This window comes from Janthinobacterium sp. OK676 (assembly GCF_900103595.1).
GTDB lineage: Bacteria > Pseudomonadota > Gammaproteobacteria > Burkholderiales > Burkholderiaceae_D > Janthinobacterium.
The window spans coordinates 1-15,629 of record NZ_FNHA01000019.1; the positions used below are offsets into that span (position 1 = coordinate 1).

Annotated in this window: 13 protein-coding genes; 8 read left to right on the forward strand and 5 right to left on the reverse strand. The window is 62.3% G+C overall.

Features of this window, described 5'->3' with window-relative positions:
- The 4 genes from BLU39_RS26900 to rpsL form a co-directional block, all read right to left on the reverse strand.
- A partial coding sequence (locus tag BLU39_RS26900; RefSeq protein WP_005434227.1) for a GTP-binding protein occupies positions 1-92 on the reverse strand: 92 nt, incomplete at its 3' end.
- Between the two features lie 72 nt (positions 93-164).
- On the reverse strand, positions 165-2,270 hold the full coding sequence (fusA, locus tag BLU39_RS26905; RefSeq protein WP_092719218.1) for an elongation factor G: 2,106 nt from the start codon (positions 2,268-2,270) through the stop codon (positions 165-167).
- A 108-nt stretch (positions 2,271-2,378) separates the two neighbouring features.
- Positions 2,379-2,849: a 30S ribosomal protein S7 gene (rpsG, locus tag BLU39_RS26910; RefSeq protein WP_010394377.1), complete on the reverse strand. Its 471-nt coding sequence runs from the start codon at positions 2,847-2,849 to the stop codon at positions 2,379-2,381.
- Between the two features lie 152 nt (positions 2,850-3,001).
- Positions 3,002-3,385: a 30S ribosomal protein S12 gene (gene rpsL, locus BLU39_RS26915; RefSeq protein WP_010394376.1), complete on the reverse strand. Its 384-nt coding sequence runs from the start codon at positions 3,383-3,385 to the stop codon at positions 3,002-3,004.
- A gap of 425 nt (positions 3,386-3,810) precedes the next feature.
- On the opposite strand from rpsL, the gene BLU39_RS26920 reads away from it, so the two are divergent.
- Positions 3,811-5,736: a phosphoethanolamine transferase gene (locus BLU39_RS26920; RefSeq protein ID WP_139178500.1), complete on the forward strand. Its 1,926-nt coding sequence runs from the start codon at positions 3,811-3,813 to the stop codon at positions 5,734-5,736.
- A gap of 9 nt (positions 5,737-5,745) precedes the next feature.
- Here BLU39_RS26920 and BLU39_RS26925 read toward each other — a convergent pair whose 3' ends face one another.
- Positions 5,746-7,311 (reverse strand): MutS-related protein, encoded by a 1,566-nt coding sequence (locus tag BLU39_RS26925; RefSeq protein WP_092719221.1) that lies wholly within the window; start codon positions 7,309-7,311, stop codon positions 5,746-5,748.
- 207 nt (positions 7,312-7,518) lie between these two features.
- On the opposite strand from BLU39_RS26925, the gene BLU39_RS26930 reads away from it, so the two are divergent.
- The 7 genes from BLU39_RS26930 (at position 7,519) to BLU39_RS26960 (ending at position 15,608) form a co-directional block, all read left to right on the forward strand.
- Positions 7,519-8,784: an efflux RND transporter periplasmic adaptor subunit gene (locus tag BLU39_RS26930; protein ID WP_092719225.1), complete on the forward strand. Its 1,266-nt coding sequence runs from the start codon at positions 7,519-7,521 to the stop codon at positions 8,782-8,784.
- 34 nt (positions 8,785-8,818) lie between these two features.
- The gene (locus BLU39_RS26935; RefSeq protein ID WP_092719228.1) at positions 8,819-9,535 is read left to right on the forward strand and encodes an ABC transporter ATP-binding protein; all 717 of its coding nucleotides are present in this window, start codon (positions 8,819-8,821) and stop codon (positions 9,533-9,535) included.
- 9 nt (positions 9,536-9,544) lie between these two features.
- Positions 9,545-10,867 carry an ABC transporter permease gene (locus BLU39_RS26940; protein WP_092719231.1) on the forward strand — a complete coding sequence of 441 codons (1,323 nt, stop codon included), beginning with the start codon at positions 9,545-9,547 and terminating at the stop codon, positions 10,865-10,867.
- Between the two features lie 28 nt (positions 10,868-10,895).
- Positions 10,896-12,134: an ABC transporter permease gene (locus BLU39_RS26945; protein WP_092719234.1), complete on the forward strand. Its 1,239-nt coding sequence runs from the start codon at positions 10,896-10,898 to the stop codon at positions 12,132-12,134.
- Positions 12,135-12,162: 28 nt separating this feature from the next.
- Positions 12,163-13,515 carry a sigma-54-dependent transcriptional regulator gene (locus tag BLU39_RS26950; protein WP_092719237.1) on the forward strand — a complete coding sequence of 451 codons (1,353 nt, stop codon included), beginning with the start codon at positions 12,163-12,165 and terminating at the stop codon, positions 13,513-13,515.
- 14 nt (positions 13,516-13,529) lie between these two features.
- A complete protein-coding gene (locus tag BLU39_RS26955) occupies positions 13,530-14,846 on the forward strand; it encodes a sensor histidine kinase (protein WP_232731277.1) in 1,317 nt (438 codons plus the stop codon).
- Positions 14,847-15,083: 237 nt separating this feature from the next.
- Positions 15,084-15,608 carry an FxDxF family PEP-CTERM protein gene (locus tag BLU39_RS26960; RefSeq protein ID WP_092719243.1) on the forward strand — a complete coding sequence of 175 codons (525 nt, stop codon included), beginning with the start codon at positions 15,084-15,086 and terminating at the stop codon, positions 15,606-15,608.
- Positions 15,609-15,629: the final 21 nt, after the last annotated feature.

Here is a 15,629-nt window from a genome sequence, read left to right on the forward strand (position 1 = left end):
GCAGCGGTCAGCGTGGTTTTACCGTGGTCGACGTGGCCGATGGTGCCGACGTTGACGTGCGGCTTGGTCCGTTCGAATTTACCTTTTGCCATTTTATTCTTCCTTAGAACAATGATTTAAATGTAGGGACCGGCATTCTCGTGAAAGCCGGCCCGGAACTTCTATTACTTAGCTTTCGAGCTTACGATTGCTTCAGTCACATGCTTAGGTGCTTCAGCATAGTGCTTGAATTCCATCGTGTAAGTCGCACGACCTTGGGTCGACGAACGCAACGACGTAGCGTAACCGAACATTTCCGACAGAGGTACTTCGGCCTTGATGATCTTGCCGCCACCGCCAGCAATTTCATCCATACCTTGCACCATGCCGCGACGCGACGACAGATCGCCCATCACTGTACCGGCGTAGTCTTCCGGCGTTTCCACTTCCACGGCCATCATCGGCTCCAGGATGACTGGCGATGCTTTGCGGCAGCCATCTTTGAATGCCATCGAAGCGGCCATGCGGAATGCATTTTCGTTCGAGTCAACATCATGGTACGAACCGAAGAACAGCGTGACTTTTACGTCAACGACTGGGTAGCCAGCCATCACTCCCGAAGTCAGCGTGTCGCGCACACCTTTTTCAACTGCAGGGATGTATTCGCGAGGAACGGTACCGCCCTTGATCGCGTCAACGAATTCGAAGCCCTTGCCCGGTTCTTGCGGCTCGATCTTCAGAACCACGTGACCGTATTGACCACGACCACCCGATTGCTTGACGAATTTGCCTTCCGACTCTTCGCACACTTTACGGATCGTTTCGCGGTAAGCCACTTGTGGCTTGCCGACGGTGGCTTCAACGTTGAATTCGCGCTTCATGCGGTCAACGATGATGTCCAGATGCAACTCGCCCATACCGGCGATGATGGTCTGGCCCGACTCTTCATCGGTACGCACGCGGAACGATGGATCTTCTGCAGCCAGACGGTTCAGCGCCAGGCCCATTTTTTCCTGGTCGGCCTTGGTTTTTGGCTCAACCGCTTGCGAAATCACTGGCTCAGGGAAGACCATGCGCTCCAGAACCACGCTTGCCTTGTCGTCGCAAAGCGTATCGCCGGTGGTGGTGTCTTTCAGACCCACGACAGCGGCGATGTCGCCAGCGCGCATTTCCTTGATTTCTTCGCGTTCGTTCGCTTGCATCTGCACGATACGGCCGATACGCTCTTTCTTCTGCTTCACGGAGTTCAACACCGAGTCGCCCGAATTCAGGGTACCCGAGTAGCAACGGATGAAGCACAGCTGACCGACGAACGGATCGGTTGCGATCTTGAATGCCAGCGCCGAGAATTTCTCGTTGTCGTCAGCTTTACGCTCGACTGGCTGTTCATCTTCGTCCAGACCTGGGACTGGCGGAATGTCCAGTGGCGATGGCAGGTACTCGATGACCGCGTCCAGCATGGCCTGTACGCCCTTGTTTTTAAAGGCGGTACCGCACAACATTGGAACGATTTCGCTGGCGATCGTACGCTGACGCAGGGCAGCCTTGATCTCGGCTTCCGACAGGTCGCCTTCTTCCAGGTACTTGTTCATCAGGTCTTCCGACGCTTCAGCAGCGGCTTCAACCATGTTCTCGCGCCACTTGGCAGCATCAGCGGCCAGGTGTGCAGGAATGTCTTCGTATTCGAACTTCATGCCTTGCGAAGCGTCATCCCAGATGACGGCCTTCATCTTGACCAGATCGATCACGCCGGTGAAGACGTCTTCAGCGCCGATAGGCATCTGGATAGGCACCGGGTTGGCTTTCAGGCGCGAACGCATCTGATCGTAAACCTTGAAGAAGTTGGCGCCGGTACGGTCCATCTTGTTCACGAAGGCCAGACGTGGCACTTTGTACTTGTTAGCCTGACGCCATACCGTTTCCGATTGTGGCTGCACGCCGCCGACTGCACAGTAAACCATGCAAGCGCCATCCAGCACGCGCATCGAACGTTCCACTTCAATCGTGAAGTCAACGTGGCCTGGGGTGTCGATGATGTTGATGTGGTGAGCTGGGAAGTTGTTTGCCATGCCTTTCCAGAAGCACGTAACAGCAGCCGAGGTAATCGTGATACCGCGCTCTTGCTCTTGTGCCATCCAGTCGGTGGTGGCAGCGCCATCATGGACTTCGCCCAGCTTGTGGTTCACGCCTGTGTAGAACAGGACGCGCTCGGTCGTGGTCGTCTTACCTGCATCGATGTGAGCGGAAATACCGATATTGCGGTAGCGCTCAATGGGGGTCTTGCGGGCCATAATTAATCCTAAATGAATGGACAAAACCGAGCAGCATTTTTTTGCAAAAATGAGCCCGGCCTCGAACAACAGATGCTTGACAGCCGCCTTGCGGTAGCTGGCTTTATATTAGAAGCGGAAATGCGAGAACGCTTTGTTCGCTTCAGCCATACGATGGACTTCGTCGCGTTTTTTCATCGCGCCGCCGCGGCTTTCAGCCGCTTCCATCAGCTCACCGCCGAGGCGTTGTGGCATCGATTTTTCGCTGCGCTTGTTAGCAGCTTCACGCAACCAACGCATGGACAGAGCCATACGACGGACTGGGCGAACTTCGACCGGCACTTGGTAGTTTGCACCACCGACGCGACGGGATTTCACCTCAACCAGCGGCTTGGCGTTGTTGATTGCGGTAGCAAAAACTTCGAGCGGATCTTTGCCCGATTTTGCTGCGATGTGCTCGAAAGCACCGTAGATGATGTTTTCTGCAACCGATTTCTTACCGGACAGCATCAGCACGTTTACAAATTTAGCGACATCAGTGTTGCCGAATTTTGGATCTGGCAAAATTTCGCGCTTGGGTACTTCACGACGACGTGGCATATCAATTCCTTTCAATCTTCAGTTGAGCGCGCGTTCTTCGCACACTCGCGGACGACCATCATAGTCCTCCACTTACTCGACCAGATGCGGTCGACTACATTCACTTAGCTAGTTGCCACTGAGCGAAACTTGGGTTTGCTGCGTACAACTTATTACTTCTTGCCAGCTTTAGCGCGCTTGGTACCGTACTTCGAACGCGATTGCTTACGGTCTTTGACGCCTTGGGTATCCAGGGCACCGCGAACCATGTGGTAACGCACACCCGGCAAATCCTTGACGCGGCCACCGCGCAACAGCACAACACTATGCTCTTGCAGGTTATGGCCTTCACCGCCAATGTACGAAATGACTTCGAAACCATTGGTCAGGCGAACTTTAGCGACTTTACGCAGAGCCGAGTTAGGCTTCTTTGGAGTCGTGGTGTAAACACGTGTGCAGACGCCACGTTTTTGCGGGCTGTTTTCCAGCGCCGGCGATTTGCTCTTCACGGTCAAGGCGACGCGTGGATTGCGAATCAATTGATTGATGGTTGGCATCGTTATAAATCCAACAAAAAACTACGATTAATAACCCGGGCAAGATGCCCGGCGACTAAAACCTCGTCCCGCTTCCATCTACTGCGCACCGGAGGCGCCCGCAGCCACTCGATGAGGAGCGGCCATGAAATGCCAAGCAATACGTAAACGATGAGCAGAATAAAATCGAGAACTCGCTAGTTTAGACCTTGTGTTACAGGGGGTCAATCAGTTTACCGCTTTTTGCTATAAAAAAAGGCAAAAAAGCGGCACTTTTGTGGCATTTTGACTAATCTTTAGCCGCAGCGCGCGAACGCCGCCACCGCGCGGCACTTGATGATTTGGCATTCTTTCCCTGCGGCCAAGCATCGGATGCGCGCATTCTTGTACGACCGCAAGGCAACAAAAGGATTGATAATAGCGAACATTTTTCGCTGCCTTCCTTTATGCGCTCCTTGCTTCGCCCCGCCAATCTGTTCCTGCTCCTGACGTATGCCTTGCTGACGGCCGTACCCTTCATCCCCGCACTGCTGGGGCGTGCGCTCGAGCATCCCTGGCAGATGCTCACGTTCGAGCTGCTGGCCTGGCTGGCCGTCTGGAGCGTGTTCAAGCGCCCCGCCTACTTCCACTGGCTGCTGGTGCCCGCCTTCCTCGCCCTGCCGACGGAAATCTACCTGTTCATCTTCTACGGCCAGGGCATTTCCACGCACCACCTGGGCATCATCTTCGAAACCAGCCCCAAGGAAGCGATGGAATTCCTCGGGCAAAAAGTGTGGCTGATGGGCGCCGTCATGCTGGGCGTGATCGCCTGGTGCGCCGCCAGCTGGTTTGCGGCCGCGCGCACGCGCGACCTCGACTGGCGCGGCAAGACACGCCCGGCCGCCTTCTTGCTGCTGATCCTGCTGGGCGGCTTCTGGTGGTATGGCTACGAATTCGGTTTCAACGCCAAGGTCGTGCACAGCGCCCCCGCATCCGCCAAGGCCAGCGTGCCGGCGGCCAGCGGCAAGGCGGGCGCCTCCGGCTTCGGCGACGCCAGCTCGGCCGACGACGAAACGGCCGAGGAAGACGAGGAAAGCAGCAAACCGGAAAACGCCAGCATCGCCGGCGCCGACGAAACGGGCCTGGGCTGGCCCAGCCTGCCCCACTGGGCGCGCCTGCCCTACGCCTTCGACACCATCAGCAATTCCTGGCCCTTCGGCCTGGCCGCGCGCGGTTTCGATTTCTACAAGGAGCGCCGGTACCTGGCCGAGCTGGGACAAAAAAGCAGCCGCTTCCGTTTCGGCGCGCACCAGCAACAGCCCGATACCAACCCGGAAGTGGTGGTCATGGTGATCGGCGAATCGTCGCGCTACGACCGCTGGAGCCTGAACGGCTACGAACGCGACACCAATCCCCTGCTGAAACAGGAAAGCAACCTCGTGCCGCTGGCCGACGTCATCACGGCCGTTTCCGCCACGCGCCTGTCCGTGCCCGTGATCATCTCGCGCAAGCCGGCCACGCAAAGCCTCAAGGACGGCTTCTCGGAAAAATCCTTCCTCACCGCCTACAAGGAAGCGGGCTTCAAGACTTACTGGCTGTCGAACCAGATCTCGTTCGGCCAGTTCGACACGCCCGTGTCCGTGTTTGCCAAGGAAGCGGACGTGGTGCAATTCCTGAACCTGGGCGGCTTTACCAACAGTTCGAACTTCGACCAGATCCTGTTCGATCCGTTCAAGAACGCGCTGGCCGACCCGGCGCCGAAAAAACTCATCGTGCTGCACACCCTGGGCAGCCACTGGAACTACAGCCAGCGCTATCCGAAATCGTTCGACAAGTGGCAGCCGTCGCTGTTCGGCGTCGACAAGCCCGTCTACACGGACACGGCCATCAAGCCGCAGCTCAATAACAGCTACGACAGCTCCATCCTGTATACGGACTGGTTCCTGTCGAACGTGATCGGCCTGCTGAAGGACGACGGCCAGCGCACCGCCCTGCGCAGCTCGCTCGTCTACGTGGCCGACCATGGCCAGACCCTGTACGACGGCACCTGCCGCCTGGCCTTCCATGGCCACAACACGCAGTTCGAATTCCACGTGCCCGCCTTCGTGTGGTATTCGCCGCAATTCAAGCAGCACTATCCGGACAAGGTGACGCAGCTGCAGCGCCATCAAAAGGCGCGCCTGTCGACGGAAAACATGTTCCATACGCTGCTCGACCTGGGCGACATCCGCTTCGCCGGCGAACAGCCCGAATGGAGCATCGCCAGCCCCCGCTTCAAGCAGCACAAGCGCTACGTCGACAGCTACGGCTGGACCAACTACGACAACGCCATCATCCGCGGCGACTGCCGCGAAGTGATCGACAAGAGCACGCCGGAAAAGCAGGACAAATAAGAGCGCTCATCACGCCCGTTCCAGCACTCCCGTGCAATCGGCCGGCTGCGCCATGTGCGTGCTGAGCCAGTCGAAGACGCGTCCCGCCTTGTCCGCGATACCGGCGTCAAAACCGCGCTGCGCCAGCAGGGCGATGCCATTCGTTGCCTGCAGCACGCCGGGCGCCAGCAATAGCGCGCCCGCCTCATCGCGGCGCACGCACCACGGCGCCAGGCAGTCTTCCAGCAGCGGCCCCAGCACCAGGTTGTGCGAGGAAACGATCACCAGGTGCTGCGCGGCCAGGCTGTGCAGCACGGCGGCCGCCGCCGCCACCGATTCGAGGTGATTCGTGCCACGGAAGATTTCGTCGATCAGGAACAGGGCCGGCGCGCCCTCCTCGGCCAGCGCCAGCAATTCACGCGCGCGCCGCAGTTCGGCAATATATAAACTTTCGCCGCCATCGAGCGAATCTTCATTCTGCATGCTCGCATATACGGCCAGGCGAGGCACATCGGCGCCATGCGCATAACAAAAGCCGAAGGCACGCGCGCAGACCAGGTTCAAGCCTATACATCGCAGCAAGGTGCTCTTGCCGATACCGTTCTGGCCGGAGATGAAACCGCCCTTGCCCCGCACGCCGAACGACAGCGGCGCGGCGTTTTCCAGCAAGGGATGCCGCATGCCCTGCAAGGCCAGCGCACGTGGCGACGCGGCGCCCGCCCAGCAAAACACGGGCACCGCACGCAGGTGCCGCGCCAGCGCCAGGTCCGCCTCCAGTTGCGCTACCTGGGTAAAACTGTCGCGCAGGAAGGGCAACTGCTGCCGCACCAGTTGGCGCGTGCGGAAATAACGCTGAACGTTTTTCAGCAGGAGCCAGTCGCCATATTCGACCAGTACCGTATCGAGGAAGGGCACGTAATGCAGCAGCGAGCGTTCGATGGCGCGCGTCAGCCTGGGCGCCTGCGCGCTGCCGGCAGCCAATGGCAAGACTGCCGACACATCGAGCCGCGCCAGCGCGGTACGGGTTTTCAGCAGATAGCGCAAGGTGTCGAGCGTGCGCTCCCACGCCTTCGCACTTTCGTAAAAACGCACCTGCACAGCCATCAGTGCGGCACAGGCGGCCAGCACGCCAAACAGCGCTGGCCAGCCCACCAGCCAAGTGGCGGCGATGGCCAGCACCAAGGCCAGCGGCACCAGCCATAGCCAGGCACGCCACCATGGTGCCGGCGGCAGCGCCGCGCCGAACAGGGTCTCGCTCACTTCCGTATCGGCCTGGCGCAAGGGCAGGCAGGCACGCTGCAGGCCGGCCGCCTGGGCCGGGTCATCCAGCAACTGCTGGACGCGCGCAATGGAGGCCGGATCGGCCTGGCCACCGCTCAGGCGCCGGTGCAGCTCCTGCTGGCCGAAGATGCTGGTCTCGCGCGCCAGCTGCGCCGCATACTGGTCGAGCAGCAGCTCGTCCCAGGTCTGGCCATCGAGCGATGGCGCCTCGCCCGTCAGCCGCTGCAGCATCGCCACGTCGCTGCGGGCGAAAGGATAATCGAGTGCCGGAGCAAAGGCGCGGGCAGGGAAAAGTTGCTGGATGAACGGATGCATGGCGCCTGTGGAGGAGTCAATGAAGGGAACGCCACAGCAGATGCAGGCGATTGCCAATTTATCAAGTGCATGCTGTGCCGCCGGACACGCTGGACGGCGCGGACACGGCGGACAGCCGGACGTCAGAATTTTTCTCCATTCAAATCAATGACTTAATCACTGGCATGGATCGTGCATTGGAAAAAGCATCCTTCACGAGAACTGACCATGATCCGCGATACCTCTTCCCAAGACGCCGTGCTGTCCGCCCCGCCGGGCCAGCGCCACAAGCGACGCGCCCTGCTGCTCGCTGGCGCCGTCGTCATCATCGGCGGCGCCATCGCTGCCGTTGCCGGCTGGCGCAACAGCGAACATTCCGTCAACGGCAGCCGCCTGCGCATCGCCGAGGTCACGCGCGGCACCCTGATACGCGACGCGGCCGTCACTGGCCGCATCGTTGCCGCCATCAGCCCCACCCTGTATTCGACCACCGTGGCCACCGTCACGCTGAAAGCGAAGGCGGGCGACACTGTGAAAAAGGGCGACATCCTGGCCGTGCTGGAGTCGCCGGACCTGTCCGACGCGCTCAAGCGCGAACAATCGAGCGTGCAGCAGCTGGAGGCGGAAGTGGCGCGCCAGCAGATCCTGGCCAAGAAGCAGAAACTGCTGGCGCGCCGGGAAGCCGATACGGCCGAGATCGAGCGCCTGTCCGCGCAGCGTACGCTCGAGCGCTACGAAAGCGTGGCGCAGGTGGGCATCATCGCCAAGATCGATTACCAGAAGGCCAAGGATGCCTTGAATTCGGCCGATATCCGCAGCAAGCACGCCTCCCAGGCGGCGGGCCTGGAAAGCGAAGACGTGACCCTGGCGCTCAAGACCAAGGTCAGCGAACTGGAACGCCAGCGCCTCGTCCGCGACAATGCCCAGCGCAGGGTCGACGAGCTGACCGTGCGCGCGCCCGTCAGCGGCTTCATCGGCACCCTGTCGGTGGCCAACCGCAGCGTGGTGCAAGCCAATACGGCCCTGATGACCCTGGTCGACCTGTCGCAGCTGGAAGTCGAGCTCGAGGTGCCGGAAACGTACGTGGCCGACATGGGCCTGGGCATGCGCGCCGAGATCGAAACGGGCGCCGTCAAGGCAACCGGAAAATTGTCGGCGCTGTCGCCGGAAGTGGTGAAAAACCAGGTGCTGGCGCGCGTGCGTTTCGATGGCGCGCAGCCGGCCGGCCTGCGCCAGAACCAGCGCGTGGCGGCACGCCTGCTGATCGATGAAAAACCGAATGTGCTGATGCTGGCGCGCGGCTCCTTCGTCGAAGCCGAAGGCGGCCGTTTCGCCTACGTCGTGCGCGATGGCGTGGCGATGCGCACGCCGATCAAGCTGGGCGCGACCAGCGTGTCGGCAGTGGAAATCCTCGACGGCCTGAAGCTGGGCGACAAGGTGGTCGTCGCCGGCACAGAAAACTTCGAGAACGCCGCCCGCGTCTCGCTCAACTGACACATCATTCAACTTATATCCTGAGAGGCCCTCCATGCTGCGCATGCAAAACCTGAGCAAAGTCTACCGCACCCACATGATCGAAACCCACGCGCTGCGCGGCTTCGACATCCACGTGCAACAAGGTGAATTCGTCACCGTCACGGGCCCGTCCGGCTCGGGCAAGACGAGCTTCCTGAACATCGCCGGCCTGCTCGAGGAATTCACGGATGGCGAATACATCCTCGACGGCGTCAACGTCAGGGGCATGGACGACAATGCCCGCTCGCGCCTGCGCAATGAAAAGCTGGGCTTCATCTTCCAGGGTTTTAATCTGATTCCCGACCTGTCGCTGTTCGACAACGTCGACGTGCCGCTGCGCTACCGGGGCTTCAACCGCGCCGAGCGCAAGGAACGCATCGAGGAAGCGCTGGCCAAGGTCGGCCTGGCGTCGCGCATAAAGCATTATCCGGCCGAATTGTCGGGTGGCCAGCAGCAGCGCGTGGCGATCGCGCGCGCGCTGGCCGGCTCGCCCAAGCTGCTGCTGGCCGATGAACCGACGGGCAACCTCGATACGCAGATGGCGCGCGGCGTGATGGAACTGCTGGAAGAAATCAATGCGCAAGGCACCACCATCCTGATGGTCACGCACGATCCGGAACTGGCGCTGCGCAGCCAGCGCAATGTGCACATCATCGACGGCCAGGTGTCGGACCTGGTGCAGCACCGCGCCTCGCTGTCGGCCAGGCCGCAGCAGCCCGTGACCGCGTAAGGAGAGCACATGTTCCGCTACTATTTCACCTTGGGTCTGCGCAGCCTGCGCCGCAACCGCGCCCTGACGGCGCTGATGGTGCTGACCCTGGCCGTCGGCGTGGCCGCCAGCGTGTCCACCGTCACCATCCTGCACGCCATGTCGGGCGATCCGCTGCCGCACAAGAGCGACCGCCTGTTCGTGCCGATGATCGACATCCTGCCCGTCAAAGGCTATGTCCCCGGCGAAAAGCCCGGCTTCGCGCAAAGCCAGATGAGCTATATCGATGCGCGCAATTTCATGGCCAGCAAGGTGGGCGTGCGCCGCACCGTCATGTATGGCGTGGCAGGGCCAGTCGAACCGGCGCGCAAGGATATCGGTTCCTTCCAGGCCCAGGGCATGGCGCCCACGCGCGACTTTTTCAGCATGTTCGAAGCCCCCTTTCTGTACGGCCAGCCGTGGAGCGAAGCCGATGACGCCAGCGGCGCGGACGTGATCGTGCTCAGCCGCGCGCTGGCTGAAAAACTGGTGGGCACGAACAACCCGGTCGGCCAGCGCGTCACGGTGCTGGGCCGGCCCTACATGGTGACGGGCGTGCTGGCCACCTGGGACGTGGTGCCGCGCGCCCATCACATTATCGGCAGCAAGGGTGCGTTCGGTCCGGAGGACGAATTCTTCATTCCATTTGCCAGCGCGATCCGCCACGAAACCGAGCACGACGGCGGCATGAGCTGCAACGGCGACAATAACGCACCCGGCTACCAGGGCAGGCTCGCCTCGGGCTGCACCTGGCTGCAGTTCTGGTTCGAAATGGCCAGCAGCGGCGAACGCGGCCAGTTGCAGCAGTACCTGGACGCCTATGCGGGCGAGCAGCGCAAGCTGGGCCGCATGAAGCGCAACGCGCCGAACCGCCTGTACGACCTGAACGAATGGATGAGCTTTTTGCAGGTAGTCGACAACGACAACAAGCTGGCGGCCTGGCTGGCCTTCGGTTTCCTGCTGCTCTGCCTGGTCAACACCATCGGCCTGCTGCTGGCGAAGTTTTCCGTGCGCGCCAGCGAGGTGGGCATCCGCCGTGCGCTGGGCGCCACGCGGCGCGACATCTTCCGCCAGTTCCTGATCGAGACAGGCGTCATCGGCCTCGCTGGCGGCGTGCTGGGCCTGCTGCTGGCGTTCGGCGCGCTGGCCGTGGTCAGCAAGCAGTCGGAAGATCTGGGCACCGTCGCGCACATGGACGTACCGATGCTGCTGCTGACGTTTGCCATGTCGGTGCTGGCGGCCCTGCTGGCAGGCTTGCTGCCGACCTGGCGCGCCTGCCAGGTGACGCCGGCCATCCAGCTCAAATCCCAATGAACATCCTTTACCCAACATGAGGTCCAGCATGGAAATCCGTCCCATCCTGTCGGCGCTGATGCGCAGCAAAACCGGCGCCGTCCTGGTGGCCGTGCAGGTCGCGATCAGCCTGGCCATCCTGGCCAACGCCCTGCATATCGTCAACGTGCGCCAGGCCGTCGCCGCGCGTCCCAGCGGCGTGGCCGCTGAAAACGACGTTTTTTACGTCAATATCCAGAACCTCAACCGAGGCAGCCATGAGCGCCAGCTGGCCGAACAAAAGCGCCAGGCGGCATTGCTGCGCGCGCTGCCAGGCGTGATGTCGGTGGCGCAAACGTCGCAGGCGGTGCTGTCGCGCTCTGGCCACTTCACCAGCATGTCCGCCAAGCGCGACCAGGCTGCGGCCAGCGCCGAAGTATCCACCTATGTCAGTCCCGATTCGCTGATCAAAACGTATGGCCTGCAATTGGTCGAAGGACGCGATTTCCGGCCCGACGAGGCGCCCGAAATCAACGAAGACGTCGACGAGAGCTCGCCCAAGGTTCTGATACTGACACGGGCGGCGGCGCAGAAAATCTGGCCCGGCGAGACCAGCTTTGTCGGCAAAACCTTGTACCAGGGCACCGGCTCGGACGATCCGGAACTGCGCGTGGTGGGCATCGTCGAGCGGCTGCAGACCCAGAGCGCGCAGACCAAGCCGCGCGGCGAGTATTCGTCGCTGCTGCCGGCGCGCCTGACGGGCGGGCGCGGCCTGCTGATATACGCCGTGCGAGCCGAACCGGGCCAGCGTGACCGTCTGATGCAGGAGGCGCAACAGGCCATCCGCACTGCCAGCACGGACCGGCTGCTGGTCACCACCGACACCCTGGAACAGCATCGCAAGGCGCGCTACCGGGCCGACCAGGGCCTGTCGTGGATGCTGATCGCCGTGTCGACCCTGCTGCTGCTGGTGACGGCCAGCGGCATCGTCGGCATCGCCAGCCTGTGGGTGGCGCAACGCAGGAAGCAGATCGGCGTGCGGCGCGCACTGGGCGCCCGCCGCATCGACATCCTGCGCTATTTTTTGACGGAGAATTTCATGATCACCAGCGTTGGCGTGGCGTGCGGCGTGCTGCTGGCCCTGGGCTTGAACCAGCTGCTGGTAAGCCAGCTGGAAATGGCGCGCCTGCCACCCGTCTATCTGCTGGCTGGCGCGCTCGTATTCTGGCTGCTGGGCGTGGGCGCGGTGTACGGCCCGGCCTGGCGCGCGGCCAGCATTTCGCCGGCCACTGCCACCCGCAGTACCTGAGCCGGCACCTCAGTGATATGCTGCGCGCATGCCTACCGTACTGATTATTGACGACAATGCCGCCGTGGCCATCGCGCTCGACGTGCTGTTCTCGCTGCACGAGATCGACGCCGTGCGCGCCGCCTCGCCCGAGGAGGGCTTGCAGCTGCTCGAACGCCACGCCATCGACCTGGTGGTGCAGGACATGAACTTCACGGCCGACACCACGTCGGGCGAGGAAGGCGGCGCACTATTTCATGCGATCCGTGCGCGCTACCCGGACCTGCCCGTGATCCTGCTGACGGCATGGACCCAGCTCGACGCGGCCGTCGACCTGATCAAGTCCGGCGCGGCCGACTACCTGGCCAAGCCATGGGATGACCGGCGCCTGATCGCCAGCGTGCAGAACCTGCTGGAGCTGGGACAGGCCAACCGCGCGCTGCGCCAGCGCGTGGTGGCCGAACAGCGCCAGCGCCACGCGCTGGAACACGACTTCGACCTGCGCGGCATGGTATGGCAAGACCCGGCCACGGAACGAGTCGTGCACCTGGCGTGCCAGGTGGCGCGCGCCGACGTGTCCGTGCTCATCTCGGGGCCGAACGGCAGCGGCAAGGAACGCATCGCCGCCATCGTGCAAGCCAATTCCCAGGTCGCCAGCGGTCCTTTCGTCGTGCTCAATTGCGGCGCCGTTCCGGTGGAGCTGATCGAGGCGGAACTGTTCGGCGCGGAAGCGGGCGCCTATACGGGCATCACGCGCGCGCGCGACGGCAAGTTCGACGCGGCCGACGGCGGCACCCTGTTCCTCGACGAGATCGGCAACCTGCCGCTGGCCGGACAAATGAAACTGCTGCGCGTGCTGGAAACGGGACGCTTCGAGCGCCTCGGCTCGAACCGCGAGCGGCAAGTGAAGGTACGCGTCATCAGCGCCAGCAACGCGGACCTGCCGGCGATGATCAAGGCCGGCACGTTTCGCGAAGACCTGTTCTACCGCCTGAACGTGATCGAACTGCGATTGCCGCCGCTGGCCCAGCGCCCGCTGGACATCCTGGTACTGGCGCGGCATTTCCTGGGCGGCGAAAAGACGCTGGACGCGCAGGCGCAGGCAACCTTGCTGGCGCACGGCTGGCCGGGCAATGTGCGCGAGCTGAAAAACGTCATGCAGCGCGCCAGCCTGCTGACGCCCGGTCCCGTGATCGGCGCGCAGGAAACGGGCTTGCCGCTGGCCGGCGTAGCGTCGCAGCGCGCGCCGCAAGATGGCGCCGCGACGGAACCGGACCGCGACAGCGTCACGGCCGCTCTTGCGCGCGCACACGGCGTGGTGGCGCAGGCGGCGCAGGAACTGGGGCTGTCGCGCCAGGCGCTGTACCGGCGCATGGAGCGCCTGGGCATCGCGCGCGGCTGATGGCATTGCGTCCCATGCGCCTCTCCCTGCTCACGCGCTGGACGGCGCTGATCGTCACCTTGCTCGTGCTGGGCATCGTCATCGCCCTGCTGCTCGCGCATTTTTTGCCAGGCCAGCCGCTGCTGGTACTGGCGGGCACCCTGCTGTGCGTGCTGCCGGTGGCCGTCATTACCATCCGCGCGCAACTGCAATCGATGCTGTCGCTGTTTCGCGCCTTGAGCGGCACGGTCGCCAGCTACCAGGACGGCGACTTCGGCTTCAGCTTGCGCTGGCCGCAGAACGATGAACTGGCCGACCTGGTGGCGGCCCACAATGCGCTGGGCGACGTGCTGCGCAAGCAGCGCCTGGACCTGGTGCAGCGCGAACTGCTGCTCGACACCATGGTGCAGAACACGCCGGTGGCCATGCTGCTGGTGGCCGAGGGCAGCGCCATCGTCTATGCCAACCTGGCCGCGCGCCAGCTGCTGCATCACGGCCGCCGACTCGAAGGACGCCACCTGGCCGACATCGTGCGCGAGGCGGCGCCGGCACTGGCCGAAGCGCTGGCGCGCCGCAACGACGGCCTGTTTACCAGCGGCGAAGGGGAACAGGAAGAGGTCTATCACCTGGCGCGGCGCAGCTTCAGCCTGAACGGACGCAAGCACGAACTGCTGCTGTTGCGCCAGCTGACGCTGGAACTGCGGCGCCAGGAAGTGCAGACCTGGAAAAAAGTCATCCGCGTCATCAGCCATGAACTCAACAACTCGCTGGCGCCTCTGGCCTCGCTGGCACACTCCGGCGCCGAGCTGGTGCGCCGCGGCCAGACGGAACGCCTGCCGCAAATCCTCGCCACCATCGAGGAGCGCACGCGCCACCTGGAAAGCTTCATCCTCGGCTATGCGCGCTTTGCCAAGCTGCCCGCGCCGCGCCTGGCGCCATGCGAATGGCCCCCCTTCCTCGACAGCCTCGCCTCGCAGGCGGCCTTCACGCTCGACGGCCCGCCACCCGCGCAGGCGGCCTTGTTCGATGCGGCGCAAATGCAGCAAGCACTGCTGAACCTGCTCAAGAATGCGCTGGAATCAGGCTCGAGGGAAGAGCATATCGGCCTGCACGTCAGCCAGGCGCATGGCCAGCTGCGCATCGAAGTGCGCGACCGCGGTCCGGGCATGAGCAGCGCCGTGCTGGAAAACGCACTGGTGCCGTTTTACTCCACCAAACGCAGCGGCACGGGGCTGGGCCTGGCCCTGGCGCGCGAAATCGCCGAAGCCCATGGCGGGCGCATCACCCTGGCCAACCGCGAGGGCGGCGGCCTGGCGGTGACCTTGATTCTGCCTTTGCTGGACAGAAATTAGTTCCTCGTATAACGATTTTTAGACCACAAAATCTCGAACGATTTTTGAGTAAAATATTGATAATTGAATTGCCAATACGGCAATCTCAAGCATCCCATGCCCGTGTATTAGAAATAAGCTATTTGAGTTTGTATAATGCTATTGAAATAACTAATTGACAACGTGATGTCTCAGCGATAATTTATCAGCGCGGTACGGTTTTTTTGAAACATCAATCGTCTTTTCGCGGGGATCAACATGAAACTAAAATCACTCATCGCAGCGGCGGTCCTGAGCGCTGCTTCCATCGGCAGCGCCAGCGCCACCGCCTACACGGTCAACCTCGTCAATACCACGGGCAATCTGTGGACCAGCGGCTTCAGCGCGGTGCCCAGTCCGCTCGGCGACTTCACCGATACCTTCACGTTCACACCCAACGCGACCTTCGGTTCCACCGCGCAAGCCTTCCTGGCCAACCTGTCCGTCACGGGCACGGACAGCTCCTCCATCCACTTCACCAGTGCCGACCTGAACGGCATAGGACTGACCGGCTTTGGCGGCCCCACCGTCTTTGGCTATGCCCAGGGCGAAGTCCTGGCGCCTACGAACCTCCTGTTCAATGGCCCGCTGGTCCTCACCGTCATCGGCAACACCAAGGGCGGCAGCTATGGCGGCGTCTTCAACCTGAACCTGGCTCCCGTTCCTGAACCGGAAACCTATGGCATGCTGCTGGCCGGCCTGGGCATACTCGGCTTCCTGGCGCGGCGCCGCAAACAATCTTGAGCGCTCCCCCCAAAGACGCCA

Bases quoted from the DNA above. Each gene is read 5' to 3' on its own strand.
- fusA (WP_092719218.1), bottom strand. From the start codon at position 2,270: ATGGCCCGCAAGACCCCCATTGAGCGCTACCGCAATATCGGTATTTCC.
- BLU39_RS26920 (WP_139178500.1), top strand. From the start codon at position 3,811: ATGCGCTCCTTGCTTCGCCCCGCCAATCTGTTCCTGCTCCTGACGTAT.
- BLU39_RS26940 (WP_092719231.1), top strand. From the start codon at position 9,545: ATGTTCCGCTACTATTTCACCTTGGGTCTGCGCAGCCTGCGCCGCAAC.
- BLU39_RS26925 (WP_092719221.1), bottom strand. From the start codon at position 7,311: ATGCATCCGTTCATCCAGCAACTTTTCCCTGCCCGCGCCTTTGCTCCG.
- rpsL (WP_010394376.1), bottom strand. From the start codon at position 3,385: ATGCCAACCATCAATCAATTGATTCGCAATCCACGCGTCGCCTTGACC.
- rpsG (WP_010394377.1), bottom strand. From the start codon at position 2,849: ATGCCACGTCGTCGTGAAGTACCCAAGCGCGAAATTTTGCCAGATCCA.
- BLU39_RS26950 (WP_092719237.1), top strand. From the start codon at position 12,163: ATGCCTACCGTACTGATTATTGACGACAATGCCGCCGTGGCCATCGCG.
- BLU39_RS26930 (WP_092719225.1), top strand. From the start codon at position 7,519: ATGATCCGCGATACCTCTTCCCAAGACGCCGTGCTGTCCGCCCCGCCG.
- BLU39_RS26935 (WP_092719228.1), top strand. From the start codon at position 8,819: ATGCTGCGCATGCAAAACCTGAGCAAAGTCTACCGCACCCACATGATC.
- BLU39_RS26960 (WP_092719243.1), top strand. From the start codon at position 15,084: ATGAAACTAAAATCACTCATCGCAGCGGCGGTCCTGAGCGCTGCTTCC.
- BLU39_RS26955 (WP_232731277.1), top strand. From the start codon at position 13,530: ATGCGCCTCTCCCTGCTCACGCGCTGGACGGCGCTGATCGTCACCTTG.
- BLU39_RS26945 (WP_092719234.1), top strand. From the start codon at position 10,896: ATGGAAATCCGTCCCATCCTGTCGGCGCTGATGCGCAGCAAAACCGGC.